At 37.5% G+C, this 21,560-nt stretch carries 18 protein-coding genes; 6 read left to right on the top strand and 12 right to left on the bottom strand.

Features of this window, described 5'->3' with window-relative positions; genetic code table 11:
- Nucleotides 1-469: 469 nt before the first annotated feature.
- On the top strand, nucleotides 470-1,480 hold the full coding sequence (locus ACVC7S_RS07055; RefSeq protein WP_206284183.1) for a site-specific integrase: 1,011 nt from the start codon (nucleotides 470-472) through the stop codon (nucleotides 1,478-1,480).
- A 179-nt stretch (nucleotides 1,481-1,659) separates the two neighbouring features.
- On the opposite strand, the gene ACVC7S_RS07060 is transcribed toward ACVC7S_RS07055, so the two are convergent.
- The 4 genes from ACVC7S_RS07060 to ACVC7S_RS07075 form a co-directional block, all read right to left on the bottom strand.
- Entirely contained in the window at nucleotides 1,660-2,409 is a 750-nt protein-coding gene (locus ACVC7S_RS07060) for a hypothetical protein (RefSeq protein ID WP_447266656.1), read from the bottom strand.
- Nucleotides 2,410-2,426: 17 nt separating this feature from the next.
- Complete coding sequence (locus ACVC7S_RS07065) at nucleotides 2,427-3,068, bottom strand: hypothetical protein (RefSeq protein WP_447266657.1); 642 nt, start codon at nucleotides 3,066-3,068, stop codon at nucleotides 2,427-2,429.
- Nucleotides 3,069-3,072: 4 nt separating this feature from the next.
- A complete protein-coding gene (locus ACVC7S_RS07070; RefSeq protein WP_447266658.1) occupies nucleotides 3,073-4,254 on the bottom strand; it encodes a hypothetical protein in 1,182 nt (393 codons plus the stop codon).
- A 95-nt stretch (nucleotides 4,255-4,349) separates the two neighbouring features.
- Nucleotides 4,350-8,795 carry an SEC10/PgrA surface exclusion domain-containing protein gene (locus tag ACVC7S_RS07075; RefSeq protein ID WP_447266659.1) on the bottom strand — a complete coding sequence of 1,482 codons (4,446 nt, stop codon included), beginning with the start codon at nucleotides 8,793-8,795 and terminating at the stop codon, nucleotides 4,350-4,352.
- A gap of 182 nt (nucleotides 8,796-8,977) precedes the next feature.
- Here ACVC7S_RS07075 and ACVC7S_RS07080 point away from each other — a divergent pair, with 182 nt between their 5' ends.
- The 5 genes from ACVC7S_RS07080 to ACVC7S_RS07100 all read left to right on the top strand — a co-directional run bounded on the left by ACVC7S_RS07080 (nucleotide 8,978) and on the right by ACVC7S_RS07100 (nucleotide 12,919).
- Nucleotides 8,978-9,286: a helix-turn-helix domain-containing protein gene (locus tag ACVC7S_RS07080; RefSeq protein WP_041784046.1), complete on the top strand. Its 309-nt coding sequence runs from the start codon at nucleotides 8,978-8,980 to the stop codon at nucleotides 9,284-9,286.
- 240 nt (nucleotides 9,287-9,526) lie between these two features.
- Nucleotides 9,527-10,012 carry a hypothetical protein gene (locus ACVC7S_RS07085; protein WP_447266660.1) on the top strand — a complete coding sequence of 162 codons (486 nt, stop codon included), beginning with the start codon at nucleotides 9,527-9,529 and terminating at the stop codon, nucleotides 10,010-10,012.
- Nucleotides 10,013-10,211: 199 nt separating this feature from the next.
- The gene (locus ACVC7S_RS07090; RefSeq protein ID WP_447266661.1) at nucleotides 10,212-10,985 is read left to right on the top strand and encodes a hypothetical protein; all 774 of its coding nucleotides are present in this window, start codon (nucleotides 10,212-10,214) and stop codon (nucleotides 10,983-10,985) included.
- Nucleotides 10,986-11,373: 388 nt separating this feature from the next.
- On the top strand, nucleotides 11,374-11,634 hold the full coding sequence (locus tag ACVC7S_RS07095; protein WP_206284189.1) for a helix-turn-helix domain-containing protein: 261 nt from the start codon (nucleotides 11,374-11,376) through the stop codon (nucleotides 11,632-11,634).
- Nucleotides 11,635-11,701: 67 nt separating this feature from the next.
- Nucleotides 11,702-12,919 carry a site-specific integrase gene (locus ACVC7S_RS07100; protein ID WP_447266662.1) on the top strand — a complete coding sequence of 406 codons (1,218 nt, stop codon included), beginning with the start codon at nucleotides 11,702-11,704 and terminating at the stop codon, nucleotides 12,917-12,919.
- A gap of 109 nt (nucleotides 12,920-13,028) precedes the next feature.
- Here the strand turns inward: ACVC7S_RS07100 and rpsI are convergent, their stop codons facing one another.
- The 8 genes from rpsI to ACVC7S_RS07140 form a co-directional block, all read right to left on the bottom strand.
- Nucleotides 13,029-13,421, bottom strand: coding sequence for a 30S ribosomal protein S9 (rpsI, locus tag ACVC7S_RS07105; protein WP_000075973.1), 393 nt, complete (start codon nucleotides 13,419-13,421; stop codon nucleotides 13,029-13,031).
- An 18-nt stretch (nucleotides 13,422-13,439) separates the two neighbouring features.
- Entirely contained in the window at nucleotides 13,440-13,886 is a 447-nt protein-coding gene (gene rplM, locus ACVC7S_RS07110; RefSeq protein WP_001044624.1) for a 50S ribosomal protein L13, read from the bottom strand.
- 214 nt (nucleotides 13,887-14,100) lie between these two features.
- Complete coding sequence (locus ACVC7S_RS07115; protein WP_447266663.1) at nucleotides 14,101-15,300, bottom strand: ABC transporter permease; 1,200 nt, start codon at nucleotides 15,298-15,300, stop codon at nucleotides 14,101-14,103.
- Complete coding sequence (locus ACVC7S_RS07120) at nucleotides 15,297-16,190, bottom strand: ABC transporter ATP-binding protein (RefSeq protein ID WP_447266664.1); 894 nt, start codon at nucleotides 16,188-16,190, stop codon at nucleotides 15,297-15,299. The genes ACVC7S_RS07115 and ACVC7S_RS07120 overlap by 4 nt, the downstream gene beginning before the upstream one ends.
- A 251-nt stretch (nucleotides 16,191-16,441) precedes the next feature.
- Nucleotides 16,442-18,847 carry a phenylalanine--tRNA ligase subunit beta gene (gene pheT / locus ACVC7S_RS07125; RefSeq protein WP_447266665.1) on the bottom strand — a complete coding sequence of 802 codons (2,406 nt, stop codon included), beginning with the start codon at nucleotides 18,845-18,847 and terminating at the stop codon, nucleotides 16,442-16,444.
- 119 nt (nucleotides 18,848-18,966) lie between these two features.
- Entirely contained in the window at nucleotides 18,967-20,013 is a 1,047-nt protein-coding gene (gene pheS, locus ACVC7S_RS07130; protein ID WP_447266666.1) for a phenylalanine--tRNA ligase subunit alpha, read from the bottom strand.
- A gap of 273 nt (nucleotides 20,014-20,286) precedes the next feature.
- Nucleotides 20,287-20,937 (bottom strand): phosphatase PAP2 family protein, encoded by a 651-nt coding sequence (locus ACVC7S_RS07135; protein ID WP_447266667.1) that lies wholly within the window; start codon nucleotides 20,935-20,937, stop codon nucleotides 20,287-20,289.
- On the bottom strand, nucleotides 20,927-21,490 hold the full coding sequence (locus tag ACVC7S_RS07140) for an ECF transporter S component (RefSeq protein WP_447266668.1): 564 nt from the start codon (nucleotides 21,488-21,490) through the stop codon (nucleotides 20,927-20,929). Before ACVC7S_RS07140 ends, ACVC7S_RS07135 begins: the two co-directional genes overlap by 11 nt.
- Between the last annotated feature and the right edge of the window lie 70 nt (nucleotides 21,491-21,560).

A 21,560-nucleotide genomic window follows, 5' to 3' on the forward strand; every position in this document is an offset into this window, starting at 1 on the left:
CCAATTTTTGTATTTCATTTACCAATAAAAAATAAATGTATAGATAATAAAAGTAATGTCAACAGCAGTTAAAAAAATTTTTTGATCATAACAAAGTAAAAAATCAAAGTATAAAAACTAAAGTAAATAACAAAAGTCTAAAAATCAAATACAAAAACTAGCTTAGCTCAGTCGCTAAATTCAGAGCATTTAAACCTGAAAAAAGACTAACAAGAAAAAACAACAGATTTTTATCTGCAAGATGGAACTCTACATCTTATTTAAATTGAGTCAACTTGTCATGTTGTAAAATGACTTGGTTATCTTCTTAGCCATCAATTAAGAAGCGCCCTCAGCAAAGGGAAGATACTACATCAGTGAATATAAGCTTAAGTCACTGCACTACTTCAACTTGAATTAAAAAAGACCTTAAGAATTTTCTTAAGATCTTCTTTAAAAGTAAACAATCTACAATAGAAAGGAAAGAACTATGGCAAAGAAGAGACGTAGTCGTGCTGAACGACGAGAAGCTAAAGAGAAAGCTAAGAAACAACAGATGGATTCTCTAACTACTTTCGAAGGCCGTAAACAATTCGTCCAATCAAAAGGACTAACTAATCTAGTCACGCGCTTTAAAAAAGGAAAGGGTATCAAACGAAATGAATCCAAAAAAACGGGAGAGGACATTCATTTAATCCATACCGACCGAACTCTTCATAACTACGCTGGTTCCTGGAGCAGATTCGCTTCCTTTGTTGCCACAACAGCTACTGCCGAAGAGTTAGAAGCTCTTGATAAATCTAACGATATTGAGGGATGGATTGACTTAGTGAATCAATACTTAGAACATTGTAAGAAATCAGGGCTTTCTGCTCCAACCCAGTCAACCTATAAAGCAGCATTAGCCAAAGTTTTAGGTGTATCTTCCACTACTTTTATTGCAACGGATATTCGATATCGAGCCGACAAAAAGAATAATCGTTTGAAGTCTAATGACGACAGGATGTCTGAAGAAACAAATAATCGCTGGTTCTTAATCGTATCTGCTACTGGGTTACGTAAAAATGAATTAAAAGCTATTACTGGAGACTCCCTCTACCAACGTGAGGATGGCCAATATTATCTTAAAATTATTGGTAAAAAACATAAATCAAAAGGAGCACGAGATCGTTGGGTTCCGATTATTACGCGAGACAAAGAAGAATTAGAAAGGCTTGTTGAAGAATTTAAACTAGCTGGTAAAAAGCGTGTATTTCAAGTTCCAACTGCTTTAAAACCTCATAAATATCGTGCAGAATACGCAAAACGTCTTTATCTTCTTGTCGCGCGAGATCCCAAAGATATCAAAGATAAAAAAGAAAAAATTTATCTACGAGGGGAATTAAAAGGCGTTGTCCTTGATAGGAAGGCTTGTTTAATTGTATCGCGGGCGCTTGGACACAATCGACCTGAAGAGTTTCAAAAATCCTATGCATATAAATTAATTGCACAAGCGAACTAAAAATTTTCAAACATCATTATATTTTTATCATAAAAAATAGTTCTATAACTTCTACAATTGATAAAATAAATGTAGGAATTATAGAACTTTTTATTTCAACAAATGGCCTCATAGAAACAAGTATAAAACCACGATTCTATCCATTAAGAACTTCTTGTGAGACCTATTTAAAAAAATACTTAAATTTTTTTATTCTTTTTTAAAAATGTAATGATAATAAAAACTGCAGATAGCAATACGATTGAAACTATAAAAATAATGAGTTGCATTTCATTTGATAGCATTTTGCTACTATAATCGCGTCCATCAGTTTTATCAACTTCTTCTATGTTTTCGTTACTATCTTTTAGCTCCGTTTCTTTACTTGTTGTATTTTCTGTAGATTCTTTCTCTGTAGTAGACTTATGTTCTTTGTTGGAACCGAACATACCAGTCTGAGTTCCTATAGCTTCCTGATATAACTTGTCCAGTTCATCATTAGTATAATTTCCCTTTAAGTAGCTTCCATCTTTTCTCTGAAAATCAACTAGACCATAGTAAGTAGATATAAATTTTTTATCTCCCTCTATAACAACAAAACAAGGTTTCTCACGTACTGAAGGATTCTTTATAACTTTTTTAACCATATATGTTGCCTTAAGTTGTGTTATCGATCTAGCAACTAAGCCTTCACCGTATACTCTCATTTTATATTCACCTAGTGGAATATTAGTCTCTTGAACCCAATTATTATTTTTATTGATTTTTAGAGTTTTTACGACTTCTTCTGTATCTGGTTTTACTAAAAGTACTGTAATCTCTTGTGTGTAATTTTCTTGAACAATTGCTTGCACTACCACAGGGCCAGTTTCGTCCGCATATATATTAGAAATATTGATAGCAAAGAATATACTTAAAAAGGTTATGAACATCTTCCAAAAAAATTTCATTCTGTTAATCTTTCTCTTTATTCGAAATCTCTCAATTGTTCTATAGAAATATCAATTTTATGTATTTCTTCAATTAGTTCTGCAAAAGGATCATCCAACCTAGTTTCCCTACTATTGTAATATGCATTGCCTAATACCAAGAGAAGTTTTTCACGTTTCTTATTCTCTGTATAAATCTGTGTATTTACTTGTAACGATTTAGTTAATTCCTTGGTCTTTTTCCCAGCTATAGAACTAACTGTGAAGAACTTTTCTGAAATATCTGATATAAAAGAATTCATCGTGCTAGAATTATTAACTCTAGAACCACAAGAAACACAGTAATCGCTTGTTCTAAAATTTGATTTACCACATTTAACACAAAAAATCTTATCTTCTTCTATTTCTTTTTTATGTTCTTGCACATTTTCCTCGTTAACAGTAATATTTTCAGAATTAGTTTTCTCTAAATCTTTTCTATCAAGATAAGTTTCGGCTAACTTTATCTCACTATCAAGTGTATCCATTGATATGGAAGAAACTTCGGCATTATTATACTCTATATCTTTACTATTTTCTACATTAAACTCATTATTCTTCTTTGCTGCAATAAACTCTGCCGGACTTGGCTTTCTATTGTATTTCTCTTCAAACTGAGATAGCCATTCTTCTTTATTCATAACCTTACACCCCTGTATATCTTACATTATAATTCTCTTGCAAAATACTAATTCGCTTATCTTTATTCGGATAACCTAAAGAGCATATACGTTTAGCTATTGAATCATCAATCTCTGATAAAGTATCTAAATATAGACAATGAGTCTCACCAAGGCCTATAGAAGCCATATATTGATCTGAAAGAAGTACATCACGTTTTACAATCGATTTCACAAACATGTAAAAGAAACTTATTAAAGTCATTATTAGTAGTATAGAACCGTAAAATATAATGGCTCCCTCTTTCGCTTCCGAGCTTCCTGTCCAAAATGAGTTTCTACTGTCTCCATAATTTTTTCTAAAACCTCCGAATAAGGTTGTTACTAGTAAAATTAGTAAAACAAAAATTAATAAGAAATTTGAACCAACAACTACAGATAATAGATTTGGACCCATGTTATGGATTCGATGGAGCTCAAACATAATCTTTGGTTCTAAGTAATATGGGTTTTCCAATAAGCTATCAGTAACAATAATTGTGTTCATACCTATTGCATAAGCTCCTGGAATCTGATTGTGAATTATACGAATTTCAATATCTTCAGGCAAGTTTAATCCCATCTGTCTCGCTTTTTTAATAATCTCGTTTATAGGTTGTTGAACTATTTCCTTATAGTCTGTTCGTTCTATTTTTTTCGCTCCTGCTATCCAACAAATTAATGACTGACCTTTCTTAGATAGTAAAAATACTGTAAATAATATAGCGAAGATAGATATATAGTTTTGAATAAACATAGCTAGACTAAAATAAATTAAAATACCCCATCTTTGAGTATCATAACAATATTTTAGATATTTAAATAAACTATTATTTTTAAGTGTAGAGTAAAAAACATTCTCGTTGGTCTGTTTTAAAACTTTTTCACAATTCGTGCATCGTTCATCATTAACAGAATTCTTTGTTCCGCATGAACTACAAAAAGTATAATCATTACTGAACTCTTGTTTATCTTGTACGTCTTCAACTTCTTGAGATAAATCTTCATCATTTCTCGTTTGAGAGTCAGTTTGTGTAGATTCTAAAGAATTATCTATTATTCCTGATTCAGTAATTTCTCCAGCCTGAATCCCAGCTTGAATTTCTTCGTCAGTTGGTATACGATCATTAATTTCTGTAAATATCTCTACCCATTTCTCTTCATTCATCAATTACTCCTTTTTAAGATCAAAAGACTGAAGTTTAAATACCATTTAATATTTTGCCTCCAGCCTTATTATCTGTTTATAGTTTATTACTACGTTTACTCACTTTTTCTACGTAATTTTGTTGTAAACAATCCCATAATCATGGTTCCTAAACCAATTAAGAAAGTACTATCCTCTGAACCTGTATTTGGTAAAGTCGTATTGACACCATATCTAGGTTTATTGCCAACATAGGTATAAGCTGGATTACTTAGAGCAGTTCTAGGTTTATCTGTTACCAGTTTATGTTCTATATTCTCTACCTTAGAATCATGTCTATGGTTCAATGATTCTTGAGGTTTATTATATGCTTTCTGATATGCAAGTAGAACAGCCTCGTACTGAGCTTTGGCATCCAATTGGTTTTGGAGAAGAGTTTTTAGTTTGGCTTGTTCTGCTTCAAGAGTTTGAAGAGCTAGGCGGTGAGCCTCAAGAGCTTTTTCGTACTCTTCTTTTGCAACTTCGTAGTTCTCAGAAGCATGAATGAGACTATCAAGGAGAGTTTCCAACTCTTTGATGCTTGCTTCGATTTTAGTAATCTCTGCACGAACAGCTTCTTCTTGAGCTTTCAAGTCGTCAAGTTGAGCTTGAATCATTGCAAGAACTTCTTCCTCTTGGGCTTGTTTTGCTTTGAGTCCTTCAAGGACAAATTCTTCTTGTGCAAGTTCAGCTTGTGCTTGTTCCAAAGCTTCTTGTTTAGTCTTGACATCAGCAGTTAGGTTGGCAACGGCTACTTTAGCATCTGACAAGCGTTTTTCTGCAAGTTTTTCAGCTTCAAGAACCTCTTCGTATGCTTTTTGAGCATCAGGAGTTAAGTTCTTGGTTGCTTCTAGTTTCGCAATCACTTTACGAGTAGCTGTAATCTCATCATCAGCTTTCTTATAAGTAGCTTGTGCCACTTTCAGTTCAGCTTGTGTTGTTTTAACAAGACCTTCAGCATCTTTAAGTGCTTGAACGGCATCTGACAAGGCTTGGCGTTTTTCTTGCAAACTTGCATTTAGGTTATTGACGGCTGTTTCTGCATTTTCCAAACGAGTTTTAGCTGTATTGTAGGCTAGTTCTGCTTGGTCAAATGTAGCTTGAGCTTCAGGAGTCAACTCTTTAATAGCATTTGCTTTATAAAGAGCATCTTTTGCGGCATCAAGTGCTTTAGAAGCATTGTTCTTAACAGAAGTTGCTTCTTTGAGAGTAGCTTGTGCATCCTTGTCAGTTTGTTCCGCTTGGCGCAATTCTGACTTAGCTAAGTTGAGAGCATCACTATTTGCAGTGATCTCGTCGTTGAGGTTAGTCAAAGCTTTCTCAGCATTTTTAAGTCGTGTTTCAGCGGTTTGATGTTCTGCTTTAGCAGTATCAAACTTGGCTTGAGCATCAGGAGTTAAATCCTTAATCGCTGTTGTACGTTTGATAGCATTTTTAATGCTATTTAGTTTATCAAGAGCATTATCATGTGCAGTAGTTGCTTTTTCAAGAGTTTCTTGTGCAACTTTATTTGCGACAGTTGCTTTATATAAAGCTTTTTCTGCTTCTTTGTGAGTAGCACGCTTAGTTTCAATTTCTTTTGTAAGATTTTTATAAGCAGTGCTTGCGTTTGTATTGCGCAATTCAGCTTGGCTTAATTCTGACTTAGCAGTATTAAGAACACGCTCTGCATTAGGAGTCAAGTCTTGTATATTTAACAAGGTATTGAGACGAGTCGTGGTAGTTACGAGTTCAGATTTTGCAGTTTCATCTGCACGTTTAGCCGCACTTAAACGACGTTGGGCGTTGTTGTGAGTGGTAAGGGCAGAAACTTGCGTTTTCTTAGCTTGTGCCAAGTCTTTTTCCATCTTGCTGGTGTCAAATGGAGTTGGGAGTGGTTTTGCGATACCTTTATCGTAGTAGTCGTCAATGTAGACAGAAGTGCTTTCCCCAGTTGCAGGATTAAGAGTTGTTTCTGTATGGGCATTTTGTCCTGCAAACTGAACAAAGTGCATACGCCCAACATTATTTTTAGTATAACTGATATTTCCACCAACTGCACTTGGATAAGTTGGTGTGACACGCCCAACCATTCCCTTCATGTGACCGAAATTGGCATGAATATCTCGAATCATAAATGCTAGAACTGCGTCGTAAACTTCACGGTAAAGTTGAGACATAGTTGCTTTACGAGTTTTTTCAGTACTGATAGCTTTTTCTAAAGGTGAAGTGTTACTTAATGTGTTTGTATAATTAAGAACTTCTCCGTTCCATTTTACGCTATCCACTCCGTCATTTTCCAAAGCTGTGTTGCTATGCCCACTATTGTAAGGTTTATTTTCATCAGCATAATTCTTAGTGATTGCTCGAATACCTTGAATAGATTCTTTTGTCACAATAAAGTTATGCTTGCCCCAAACTTGGTCTTGGAGGCTGTTTGCTAGAAGAACGTAGTAATGACTCAAAGCCTTAATTTGCTCATCTGTTGGATTATCAAGATTTACAACTGTGTGGTCGATTGGTAGGACAATATTTTTATTTGTCCAACCTTTAAAGATATGTTGTTGCAACTCTTGAGACCATTCAAATTGACGGCTTCCAAAATCATACTTGCCCCCCTTGTACCATGCTTGAATAGCGTTATTCAAAGCGTGTTTGTTCGCTTCACTAGCATCATTCAAGTAGGTCTTATAAGCCGCAATGACATTTTGTGGCAATTGAGGAATGGTCAGGTTCTTAATGGCAGAAATTTGTTTTTCAAGAGTATCAACAGCTTTATCTGCTTCATTTTTGGCATTTTCGACATTTTTAGCGACAGATGTTGCATCAGTTAGTTCTTGAGTTGTTTCACGAACAGTATCTTCTTGTTGACCTTTTAAAATCTTCAAATCTTGGATGTCAGAGCGTTTTTGAGCATCTACCTTTTTTGCATCCCCAAATTTACGTTCGACATCATCTTTTTTATCTTGCTTAGTTGCCAAGTCAGCTTCGGCATTGTCACGTTCACTTGTAACGCCTTCTAAATGACTTTCAGATGAAGCAAGACTGTCTTTTGCATTTTTTTCATCTGTAGTAGCTTTTTGAAGTTTGGTTGAAGCAAGTTCTGCGCCACCTTGAGCTTTGGTCAAAGTATTTGCAGTCTTAGATTCTTCCACTTCAGCTTGAGTTTTGGCTTCATTCAACAAATCAAGTTGTTCTGCTTTTTTAGCATCTGCACGTCTAGCATCATCCAAGTCTGTAGTAGCATCTGCAAGAGTTGCTTCTTTAACTTTTAAATCAGATGTTGCATTGTTACGTTCATTTGTAACACCAGCAACTTTCGCTTTAGAAGCATCCAAAGTTTCTTGAGCTGTTTTTTCAGCTTTTTGCTTATTCTTCAAGTCATCAGAAACTTGGTTTGCGGCAGTTTGAGCATCAGCCAAAACACCTTTTGCTTGATTCAATGTTGTAGTAACTTGATCTAAGTTAGTTGTCGCTTGAGCAACTTGTTCAGCTTTCTTAGCATCTGCACGTTTGGCATCATCCAAAGCTTTAGTAGCACCTGCAAGAGTGGCTTCTTTAGTAGCTAAATCATCCTTGGCGTTTTTGCGCTCATCTAGGATAGCGGTTGTGCCAGTTCCGTCAAGAACAGCTTGTGCATTGTCCTTATTTTGTTTAGCGACATTAAGTTTAGATGTAGCTTCGTTGTGAACTTGCATTGCGTTTGAAAGAGCATCAGTCGCTTGATCAAAAGTATTCTTTTGTTCGGCTTCAAGCTCTTTTGCATCGTTCAATTTACGAGTTTTTGTCGCATCCGTAGCTTGTGCTTTTTCAAGAGCTTGTTTAGCATCTTTAACGATAGCTTGTTTAGCTTTTAAGTCCTTCTTAGCATCTTTTTCTTCTTTGATGACTTTATCAGCGCCAGTTCCATTTAGAACATCTTGAGCGTTCTGAACTTTCTTCCTAGCACCAGCTACTTTTTCAGCTTGTTTGTCCGTAGCACCCGTAGCATCTTTAACAACAACTTCTTGCGCATTTTTCTTTTCTTGCACTTGATTTTGTTGTACTTTCAAAGGATCAATTTTTTCTGTTTGCGTAGCTGCTTCCTTCTTAGAAGCGTCAATCGCATTTTTTGTCCCTTCAATTGCTTCAGGAGTTGCAGCAGTTTTCTTTTGTTCAGCTTTTTCAAGCGCTTGTTTAGCACTATCTTCTGCCCCAGCAGTTGCAGTTTCTTGTTTCTTAGCTTCTTGAACAACAGGAGTTTGAACTTCAACAGCTTGGTCAGCTTGGTCTTTAATTACTTTCGCTCCTTCGACAACTACTTCAGTTGGAGTTTTGGTCACAAGAGCAGTTCCATTTGAAACTTCAACGCCCTCAACTTGAGTGATAGATGTTGTAGGCGAAGTTTGTACATGTTTTTCTTCAGCTACTGAATTGTCCGTTGCTTTTACATCAACTTGTTCATCTGCTTGTACAGATAGTGTTGAAAAACTTGTTAAAGCAACTCCTGCCGCTAGAGCAAGGGGTATTTTTTTCTTATTATTTTTACTTGTTTTTGAATTCATTTTTACCCACATAAAATTTGAAGCGTATCTGCCCCAAATCCAAGCCCTTCATATAATATTATAAACGCCCTTATTATACCATTTTTGTTAACTATTGTAAATAAATCTACAACATTAAAATACTATTGTTTATATAAAAATCAACAAAAAATATATACAATTATTAAAAGGAGAGTTTTAGAATGAAAATTGGAGAATTAGTCAGAGAATATCGACTAAGTAAAAAGCTAACTCAGCAAGAGCTTGCCGAAAAAAGTGATCTTAGCTTGCCTTTTATTAATTTAATTGAAAACAATAGAAGAAACTTATCTGTCGATACTCTACTAAAAATTTTATCTGCTATGGATATAGATCCTTCTGATTTTTTTAGACCACTTTCTGAAACTTCAGATGATAATCTTCAACTTTTAATCGAAAAAATTCAACTAAATAAAAATCGTACTGAAATTATTGATCTTTTTCTCAACATCCTAAATTTAAATGAAAAATAAATAAAATAGATAAAAACTTACTTTTTCCTCCAAAACCTTGTTACAACGCGTTTTTAAAGCACTCAAAATTGAGTGTTTTTTTTTGTTTTAAAAAAATTTCCATTTTTTTTTTTTTCAGGCGTTTTTGGCAAGATTTATGGCATACTAACCAATATAAGAAAGAAGGAGGTTTATATCGAAAGAAAGTTACATCTCAAAAGTACATCTTCATTACAGATTTAACAACAAGGAGGAATATACATGGTAAGAAGATATAAAAAAAGTAAACAAGAAAAAGAAGTAGCCAAGAAACGTCATTTAACCCCTGCGGAAAGAAGAAAAAAGGAAAAGCATAAGAAAAAAAGAGAACTCAGACAGAGAAAATTACTAGAACTACAGCAAAATAACGAAAATAATATAAAATCTTGTTTCTCAGTTACCCCAGCTTATTGGGGTATTGATAACTGTACAGTCTCAATTCTTAGCCCTGAAGTAACTTATGACCCTATTGTTTTTGATAATCGAATCTTTAAAGAGACTGCTTCTTTAGAATTCAATTCCAAAGGAAAACTAGATAAAATCATCATTCAATCAGTAGATTTAGGAAAAGTAACAATTAGTCTTAAAGAAGAAGATTACAAAAAGAAATTTGCAGCAATCCAACTTAACGGTCCTTCTCCTAATTTTCAAACTACAGGCATTAATGGGATTAAATTAAGATTACTAGAGGTATTACATATTACATAAGTTAGAAACAGATTATAGGATTAAAATCAAATTTAATCTGGATTATGTTAAGTTTAAGAAGATTGAATTAGCATTCACAATTGCTTTTGATAAATTACCGTCTTTACCAACTCGTCAATTATTAATAAGATCATTTGTAAAAGAAAAGAAAGCAGATTTAAAAAACCATAGAAAAAGTAAAAATGCAGACGGTTTTTCAATGATAACGAGTGAAATTAATCAAAAAGAAATACACACTTTTTATAATAAAATTGAGAAAGCAAAAAAGAACAAACAAATCCGTAAAATAAATTCATCATTAAATAATCTAGAAATCTTCAGATATGAAATCGAATTAACGGATAGTAATATAGCTAATAAATTAGGTTCCCATTTCTTAACAGAATTAACTGATGAAAAGATTATTCAATATTTGGAATCTGTCTTGTCTTTAGCTATCTTTGAATATGTAGAAATCCTCGAGGAATCAATTAGTTCGTGCAATAGGAAGTTAAAGAAGATTTATAGGGAATGTAAGCCTCAAGATTATATGACGGTATTTTTACTCTATGTTATTGATCAGTTATCAAATACTACAGTATCTGATTTAATTGATGAAGAAATCATTACATTTCTTCCATTAGAATTTTTAAAAACAAATAGGGGTACAACTAAAAGAAGAATCTTAGAAAGGTTCCAATCCCACGAAGTAAATACGGAAACAAAACATACATTAGGAAAAATGACTAGTTGGCATGTTTTAGAAATAATAAGAGTAATGTTTCATTCACTGGAAGAAGCAAAAAAATATGGTTTAGGTGCTCGTATAAACCCTTCCACAACTTCTTATAAAACTTTTCCACTAAAAACATACTCTTTAGAAGAACGAAATAAGATCTTCAATAACACAATTACAAAAAATACAAGAAAAAATGTTCAAGATAAAAGGTTAAAACTCACCTTAAAAAGATTAAGAGACGGAATATTAATTTAGCAGTTATTTTAATAGCAAATATATTTTTCAATGTTAAAAAACGTTGATATGTCAAGGGACATGTATAAATATGTACCTCAACTACTATTCGAATGTTTTCAAAAAGGATAAGAATATGAAAGTTATTTTAAGTAAAAATAAAAAAGAGCTTGTTTCTAAACTTTGGTCGGTATCAGAAACAAACTCAACATATACTAGTAATAATATCTATTACCATTTCTATTATCGCAATAAAATTTAGAAAATTCAAGAGGATTATATACCAGTTTTTATAGTAGGGAAGCAATCTATACATTCTATAAACAGAAAACAGAGAATGTCCTTGATAATAGTTACTTACTAATGCTCCTATAAAAATATTAATAGAAAGAAATAAACGGGACTATTTATGAATTTATTTATTCCAGACGAAGTGATTCGGCAATTTCAATTACTAATATCAGATACTGTTAAGAAAGAACTGGATAAATTTTTGGATATTAACGAAAATACCAATCAATTTTTAAATAAAAAGCAGACTTGTGAATATTTGAATATATCCAACAATACTTTAGACAACTGGATTAAGCAAGGCTTACCTTGCATTAAGATTGGAAAAATTGTTCGCTTTAGCAAAACAGAAATCAATCGCTGGTTACAAAAGCAGTAGAAATTCTATGGTGGTTTGTTATAATGTAACCATGGTATTTTCTAGCTCAATTCAAAAGGAGAATACTATGTCTATTACAAAAACTAAAAACGGAACCTATCGCTTACGTGTTTATATTCCTGAGGAGGTTAAATCTTCGCTAGGTATTGATAAGAAAGTGATTGAAAAACGGTTCAAATCAAGGAGTGAAGCAAAAAGATACGAACTAGAACTTCAAAAAAAGATTGATAAAATTCTTAGTGGCGGATCTGCTTCATTAGAGAATAGCGGTTCTATTCTCTTTTCAGATTTCTATCAAAACATTTGGTGGGAATCTTACAAAGCAGGTCAGACTACTTCTACTGCTAAACCACCATCTCAAGCAACTATAGTTGGAACAGAAATTGCTTTTAGAAAACACATCTTACCCTTACTTGGGAATTATTCAATAGACTTTCTTAATCAAAATAAACAAGTTGTACTAAATCTATTGACTCAAAAGGCTGATCAATATGCAAATTTCAAAGTTATCAGGAGCTACGTTAACTCTATCTTTGACTGGGCAGAAGAATTAGAGTATATCGAAACTAATCGCCTATCAAAAACGATAAGCCGTATCAAAGCCACTAAGAAAATCAAGCTACAGGAATCTAAAAAAGATGAAGATTTATATCTATCTCAAGAAGAACTTCAAGCATGGTTTACAGCTTTTGAAAAAGATTTAGAGACTGAAAAAATTCTATTCAAAGACTATGTTTTGTTCTATACTACCTTCTTTTTGGGAGATAGAAAATCAGAGAGTTACGCTTTGCAATGGAAGCATATCAATACAAGTGAACAGGAGATTCAGTTAGTACAAGCTTTAGATAAATACAAAAATCCAAAGTCTACCAAAGGAAATAAGAAGACAACTTTTCGAATTCCTAGTGAGTTAACTGACTTACTTCAGGAATGGAAAAAACAACAAAAAATTGAACTGGCTAAATTCAATATTATCCAGACTCCAGAACAGTATGTGTTTACGTACATTGATACAAAGGGAAACGTAAACAGTTGTCTCCATGCTGATTATCTTAACAACAAGATGAAATCTGTTAAGCGTCGTCATCCAGAACTTGCACATGCATCTCCTCACAAATTAAGACACACCGGAGCAACTCTGGCAAGACAGGCTGGAACATCATTAAATGCTATTTCAGAAGCACTTACTCATAGTGACATCCAAATAACGAAGACTTATGTCAATACTACTGAAACAGTAAATCAAACAGCAGGAGAAATAGCCTTTAGAAGTCTCAAAAAGTAATAGTGTGAACTTGGGGTGAATTTTGGGGTGAACTTTAGTTTTTTGAACAAAAAAAGACATCCAAGAAATAATTCTTGAATGTCTGTAAACGTTGATATAATCGTATTGATTAACGTTTTGAGAATTGTGATGCTTTACGAGCTTTCTTAAGACCTGGTTTCTTACGCTCAACCTTACGTGAGTCACGTGTAAGAAGCCCTGCGCGTTTCAATGAATCGCGGAAGTCTGGGTCTACTTGAAGAAGGGCACGAGCGATACCGTGACGGATAGCTCCTGATTGACCAGCGTATCCACCACCTACAACGTTAACGAAAACGTCGTATGAACCTACAGTTGAAGTAACTGCGAATGGTTGGTTGATTACAAGACGAAGGTCAGCGTGTGGGATGTACTCTTCAACATCTTTTTTGTTAACAGTGATTTTACCAGTTCCTGGAACAAGGCGAACGCGTGCAACAGCGTTTTTACGACGTCCAGTACCTGCATATTGTGCTTGTGACATACTTTATTGTTCCTTTCCTTAGATAAGTCCTGAAATATCAAGAACTTCTGGTTGTTGTGCAGCGTGAGTGTGCTCAGCTCCAACGAATACTTTCAATTTCATACCTTGAGCGCGTCCAAGAGTATTGTGTGGAAGCATACCTTTAACTGATTTCTCGATTAAACGAACTGCGTTTTTAGAACGAAGTTCACCAGCAGAGATTTGTTTCAATCCACCTGGGTGGTTTGAGTGAGTGTAGTAGATCTTATCAGTTGCTTTTTTACCAGTCAATTTAACTTTTTCAGCATTGATAACGATTACGAAGTCACCTGTATCAGTGTGTGGTGTGAATGTTGGTTTGTTTTTTCCGCGAAGTACGCTAGCAACAACAGCTGAAAGGCGTCCAAGAGGTACATCAGTTGCGTCAACAACGTACCATTTGCGTTCTACTTGGCCTGGTTTAGCCATGAATGTAGTTTTGTTCATGATTTCTCCTATATGAATATCGTTTTTGTTTACTGGGCGGATGTTCCGGTCCGCGGGGTATTTGAAAGGTTCCGGGGCCTTACAAATGGGGTAAACAATACCGTCTACTATCATACCAAATTTTACTACTAAAAGTCAATAGATATGAAAAATAATTTTCCTGATTTGACTTTTAAAATATCACAAAAACCTCGTGAAAACGAGGTTTCTATTGCTATTTGTAAGCCAAGGCACGTTTAAAGCTTTTCCATAGACCTAAGTCATCTGTCTGAAGGACTAGGCTGGCATACATACGCCCGATAAAGGCTGTTGCAGTGACTGCAAAAACGACTGTAATCGCTAGTGAAATCCAAGCTTCTAAATCACTTGCATAACCATTGATGGCTCTAAATGGCATAAAGAAAGTCGAGATGAAAGGAATATAGGAACCAATTTTCAGAACTAAATTGTCCCCTGCAGCACCTAGAGAGGTCACACCGACAAATCCTGCTATAATCAAGATCATCAATGGTGACAAGGCCTTTCCTGAATCCTCAGGGCGAGAAACCATAGATCCTAGGAAGGCTGCTAAAACAACGTACATAAAGAGGCTAACCAAGACAAACAATAAGGTATTGAGCGAGAAGGCCTCTCCTATATGGTTTAAAATTCCAGATTGTGCCAAGATTGGTAGGTCTTTAAAGAGCAGAATGGCAGCCAAACCACCCACGACGTAAATGCCAATATGGGTCAAAATCACAAGAAGTAGAGCCAGCATGCGAGCGTAGAAATAATGACTTGCTCGGATACTAGAGAAGACCACCTCCATGATTTTGGTTCCTTTCTCGCTAGCTACTTCCTGAGCAGTGACACTAGCATAGGTAATCAAAATCATATAAAGGAAGAAACCAAGCCCCGCAGCCGCAATGGTTTGGACCATCTTTTTGTTTTCCTTAGATTCGTCAATCTTCTCAGTAAAGTCAACAGTTTGAGCCAGCCGTTTTTCCTGCTCTTGGGATAAATTAGCCGCTGAGCGATTGAGTTGGTATTGCAGTTCGTTTAGTTTATTGGTTACTGCTAGCTTGATGCCTGTTTCAAGAGAAGTTTCACCATGATAGACGGCCTTGAGGACACTGTCCTCTTGGTCAATGGTTAGGTAACCCTTGATTTTTTCATCCTTGATAGCAGCTTGGGCACTGGCTTCATCCTTATAATCAAAGTTGATACCATTGGTACCCTTGAGCCCTTCTTCCACAGATGATACAGTTGTTACTACTGCTATCTTACTATTCTTGGCCATAGAAGACCCTTGGAGAAAACCGATTCCTACAGATAAGGCTAAAAAGAGGAACGGCGAAATCACCATAAAGAAGAAACTCCATGACTTAACATGTCGAAGATAGGTTTCCTTCATTACAACCCACATATTTCTCATACTTCCACCCCTGATTCTAGTTTAAAGATTTCATCGATTGTTGGAGCTTGTTGGTCAAAGGTCGCGATGTATTGACCTTGAGTGAGGATTGGGAAGAGTTCTCTTCCAGCGCTCTCATCATCTAGGATCAATTTCCAACTACCTTGCTTGGTTAAGCTCACCTGTTTGACATGAGGAAGTTTTTCCAGTTCTTCCTTGCTTCGTTCACTTGAAACAAAAAGACGTGTTTTTCCGTATTGATTGCGAACTTCTTGGACCGGTCCATGCAAGACTACACGCCCATCTCGAATCATCAGAATATCATCGCAAAGCTCCTCGACATTGGTCATGACATGGTCTGAAAAGATAATGGTCGCACCACGCTCTTTCTCTTTCAAGATGACCTGCTTGAGCAGTTCAGTATTGACTGGATCCAGTCCACTAAAAGGCTCATCCAGAATAATCAAGTCTGGTTCATGGATTAGAGTAATAATCAGTTGGATTTTCTGCTGATTCCCTTTTGAGAGACTCTTGATTTTGTCGGTCAACTTGCCCTTCACTTCCAATTTTTCCATCCATTGAGGGAGTTTTTCCTTGACCTCCTTGGCATCCATGCCCTTTAGAGTCGCCAAGTAGCGAACTTGTTCAAGGACCGTCAGCTTGGGCATGAGGCTGCGTTCCTCAGGCAGATAGCCAATCCGAGCATAGGTTTCCTGACGAATCTCCTGCCCATCCAGACTGATCTCTCCTTGATACTCTAAAAATTTCAACATACTGTGGAAAATCGTTGTTTTCCCAGCACCATTTTTCCCGACCAAGCCCAGAATCCTTCCTGGACTTGCCTGAAAATCGACACCAAACAAGACTTGCTTGGAACCGAAACTTTTCTCTAGATTTCTTACTTCTAACATTTTCCACCTCCGAGATATGTTGCACTTATTATACTCCTTTTTGACAGCCTTTACAACGATTTATGTCTATTTTCAACATGATAATTTATAGTAAATAATATCGTCTCTAAGGGTTTTAGGTACTTCAGTGATAGCTTTAGTATAACCCATTAAAGACTATCTGGGAGGACTTTTTCCTCAACTGTCGCTTTTTATTCCTGAACGGGCATTTTAAGAATTTAAAAATCCACCCCGAAGGATGGATTGATGAGTTAACGTACTTCTGCATTCACTTTTTCTTCAAGTGATGCTTGGATTTTTTCCATATAGCGTGCGACTTCTTCGTCCGTTAAGCTGTCTTCTGGATTTTGGAAGGTTAAGCTATAGGCCATTGACTTCATGCCAACTCCCAGTTTTTCGCCTGAGAAGACGTCAAAGAGTTTGATATCTGTCAAACGTTTCACGCCTGTAGCTTGGATAGCGTCTACAACTTCTTGGTGAGTGACTTCTGCCTTGAGGAGTAGAGCCACGTCACGGCTGACTGCTGGGAATTTGGTGATTTCCACAAATGGAGCAGCTGGCTGAAGCGCTGCTTCGATGGCTGAAAGGTTGAGCTCCGCTACATAAGTTTCTGGGATATCGTAAGCCTTGGCAGTAACTGGATGCACTTGGCCAAGGAAACCAAGAACTTGGTCACCGAGTGAAATCACGGCTGTACGTCCTGGGTGAAGGCTAGCAATCTCAGCTGTTGCTGTATAAGTTACTTGGAGTCCCAAACGAGCAAAGAGGGATTCAAGGATTCCCTTAGCATAGAAGAAATCAACTGGAACCGCTGCTGTTTGGAAGTCTTTTTCAGCAACCAAGCCTGTCAAGGCAAAGGCAAAGCTGTTGATCTCGTTTGGTAGGTCTTCTTTGGGATTGCCTGTTTGTTCAAAGACTTTTCCAATCTCATAAAGAGCCAAGTTTTTGTTCTTACGCGCTACGTTGTAGGAAACTGTATCAAGGATACCAGAAACCATATTTTGACGGAGAACTGAACGATCCACGGTCATTGGCCACATGAGCTCTGTAAGGTTACTTGGTTGAACCGTAAACTCAACTGCTTTTTCAGGAGTTGTCAGAGCGTAGGTGATGATTTCTGTCAAACCTGCCCCTTCAGCGATGGTACGAACTTGACGGCGCAATTTTTGTGTAGCTGTTAATTCACCTGCTGTACCATCGTCTTTTGGAAGACTGGTTGGCAAACGGTCATATCCATAGATACGAGCGATTTCTTCAAAGAGGTCTGCTTCGATAGTAATATCCCAACGACGACGTGGAACGCTGACAGTGAAAGCTTCCGCATTTCCAGAAAGCCCAAAGCCAAGACGACGGAAAACGTCTTCTACATCTGCGTATGAAAGCTCTGTACCAAGGACACGGTTAACGTCTGCAAGGGTTGAAGAAACTTCTACATCAGAAGTATCAAGCTCACCTGCTGAAACAATACCCTTACGCACCGTCGCACCTGCAAGTTCTGCAATCATACTAGCTGCCGCATCAAGGGCTTCGTTAACAGTTGCCACATTGATCCCTTTTTCAAAGCGAGAAGATGACTCAGAACGAAGATTCAAGCGACCGCTAGTCTTGCGGATAGATTTGCCATTAAAGACTGCAGCTTCAAGGACAACGCGACTAGATTTTTCAGAGATTTCTGTTGCTTGACCTCCCATGACACCTGCAAGGGCTACTGGCTTGTCTGCAACAGTGATGACTAAGTCATTTGTTTCCAAGTCACGTTCTTCACCGTCCAAGGTCACCAATCTTTCACCCGAACGCGCTTCACGTACGCGGATATCAGTCCCTTCAAAGGTATCCAAGTCAAAGGCATGCATCGGTTGCCCAAAGTAAAGCAGGATGTAGTTTGTCACGTCCACTACGTTATTGATTGGACGGATGCCTTCGTTCATAAGAATGTTTTGCAACCATTGTGGACTTGGTACGATGGTCACATTGTCCAAGATACGGGCAGCATAGTAAGGCGCCTTGTCTGTCTCAATGCCTACAGAAAGGGCATCTGCTGCAACTTCATTGGTTTCTGTTAAACTGAATTCTTTAAAGTTGACTGCCTTGTCATAGATGGCTGCTACTTCGTGAGCTACGCCACGCATAGATAGAGCGTCTGCACGGTTTGGCGTGATAGAAAGTTCGATGATTTCATCATCCAAGTCTAGATATGAGAAGACTTCCTCACCTGGTACTGCATCTTGAGGCAAGATTTGAATACCATCTGCGAATTCCTTCGGTACAACCGAGTCAGAAATACCTAATTCACCAAGCGAACAGATCATTCCAAGTGACTCCAAGCCACGGATTTTCCCTTTTTTAATCTTGTAATTATCAGCAATACGAGCTCCCGGAAGTGCCACCATGACCTTGATACCAGCACGCACATTTGGGGCACCACAAACGATTTGACGGGCTTCTTCTTCGCCAACGTTAACCTGACAGACATGCAAGTGAGTTTCTGGCACATCTTCGCAAGACAAAACCTCACCGACGACAATTTTTGAGAGACCGGCAGCCAGTGATTCGACACCTTCGACCTCAATCCCTGTAGTTGACATTTTTTCAGCCAACTCTTGTGATGGCACATCAATGTCCACCAATTCTTTTAACCATTTATAAGATACAAGCATAATTCTGATTGTAAGATCCCACCAAGTGGGACCTTTTCAATTCCTTTCTTTTTCTTCGAGTCAGTCCTCACCATTCTCATCGAGAGAAAATGACTAGGACTGTATTTCAGGTTCCAATCTTATTTAAACTGTTCTGAGAAGCGGACATCTCCTTGGTAGAATCCACGGATATCGTTAATTCCGTAACGGAGCATGGCTACACGCTCTTGACCAAGACCAAAGGCAAAGCCAGAGTAAATAGTCGCATCGATTCCACTCATTTCAAGGACACGTGGGTGAACCATACCGGCACCCATAATCTCGATCCAACCTGTTTTCTTACATACGTTACATCCTTCTCCACCACACTTGAAGCAAGAAACATCCACCTCAACAGATGGCTCTGTGAATGGGAAATAAGATGGACGCAAACGAATTTGACGCTCTTCACCGAACATCTTTTGCACAATCAACTGAAGCGTTCCTTGAAGGTCTGCCATAGAGATGTTTTTCCCAACAACCAAACCTTCGATTTGGTGGAATTGGTGACTGTGGGTCGCATCGTCTGTGTCACGACGGAACACACGCCCTGGTGAGATCATTTTCAAAGGACCTTTAGAAAAATCATGAGCATCCATAGCACGCGCCTGAACTGGAGACGTGTGAGTACGAAGCAAGATTTCTTCTGTGATGTAGAAAGTATCCTGCATATCGCGAGCTGGGTGATCTTTTGGAAGATTCATACGCTCAAAGTTGTAGTAGTCTTGCTCCACTTCAAAACCATCCACGACTTGGTAACCCATCCCGATGAAAATATCTTCGATTTCTTCACTGGTTTGTGTAAGAACGTGACGATGACCAACCGCAACTGGACGACCTGGAAGAGTCACATCGATGCTCTCACTTGCTAGTTGAGCTTCTACTTTCTTTTCTTCCAAGAGCTTAGCTGTTTCTTCAAAGGCTGCCGTCAAGACATCACGAGCTTCATTGACGTGTTTCCCGATGATTGGGCGCATCTCAGCAGAGACATCTTTCATCCCTTTGAGGATTTCCGTAAGCGACCCTTTTTTACCAAGGACAGAGACACGCAAATCTTGCATCTCTTTTTCATTTTCAGCAGTAATCTGCTGCAAGCTAGCCAGCGTTTCTTCGCGAAGCGCTTTTAATTGTTCTTCAATAGTTGACATAATTCCTCCATCAGTCACTTAACAGATAAAAAGAAAACCACATGCCAAAAACTCCACTCGGAGCGTTGACACGCGGTACCATCCGTTTTCATCTGACAAGTCAGACCTTCATTTCTAAATCCATGCGCAAGTGAATCCACCCAGCTTTCGTATAGAGAGCTTGCAGTCACGGCTCTCCTCCCTAATATACTTCCCTTGAGTTACTAGTCTTGCGGATTTCTATTCAATTACTACTTAGTTTATCAGATTTTTACCATTCTTGCAAGACCTATCTCACTTCTGCTTGCCTTTAAATCGCCATTGGAAGCGGAGCTTGTCATAGAAGGGAAATTCAATAAACAGGACTCCCAAACCCACACAGAGACTGGCAAGAACATCTGATGGGTAGTGAACTCCCAGATAGACCCGAGATAGCAGCACACTGACTAGGTAGAGACCTAGCACGATTTGTACGATTTTTCTCCAAACCGGATCTTTCATCCGTTGACTGAGAATGACAATCAAAGTCCCTACCATCAGCGTTACTGCAAGAGAATGCCCACTTGGAAAAGAAAATCCTTTTTCCTCTACCAGATGTAAGATAGCTGGTCGTGGGCGCTGGTAAATGTTTTTAAAGGTCACGATTAAAAGACCGGCTAAGGCCAGATTGCCCGCCATAAAGTAGCTTTCTATCTTCCACTGCTTACGATAAAAGATAACGGCTGCAATGGCAACCCAGGTGATAATCACCGGGATATCAATCAAATGCGTAAGGGCTCGGAACAGAACTGTCAAATAATCTGGCAAGTCCCCACGAATAGCTGTCTGAAGCGGTTGGTCAAAACCGACCAGCATTTCGGGGTAAAATTTGACCATATAGCCAAGAAGAACGAAAAGTAAAAGGGCAAAACTGCCCTTCATTAAAAATGTTTGTTTATCTCTCATAATGTTTTAAGGTTGGTTTCAAGAGGACGTATAACAACCAGAATGAAACGGCAAAGATTACACCCTCAATCAAGTTAAAAGGTAATACCATAGTCATTAGGTAGTTGGAAAGTCCCAAAATTTTTCCAATATCAAAGTTGGCAAACTGCGCGTAAAAAGGAACAGCATAGACATAGTTAAGAACCAACATAGCCGCAGTCAATCCAATAGTTCCCGCTAGAGATGCTAGTAGAAAACGAAGGGTGCTGCGTTCCTTTTTCCAAATCAAACCAAAAGCGATCACAAAAACTCCCAAGGCTACGATATTCATTGGCAAGCCAATGTAAGTATTCACTCCCTGGCTATTGAGAAGCAACTTCAAGAGTGATCGCAGCAAGAGAATCCCGAGAGCAGCAGGCAAATCCATGACCACCAAGCCCACAAGGACTGGCAAGATACTAAACTCGATCTTGAGGAAGGTCGCCGCTGGCAAGAGCGGAAAGTCAAAGTACATCAGCACAAATGAAATGGCTGATAAAATCGCAATGGTCGAAAGTCGACGTGTGTTTGTCATAACAGGTTCCTCCAATTTTCTATAAAATCAGAAGAAGTTGGAAAGGATTCCTCTATCTATTCTCACTTTT

The organism is Streptococcus sp. Z556 (genome assembly GCF_053010225.1).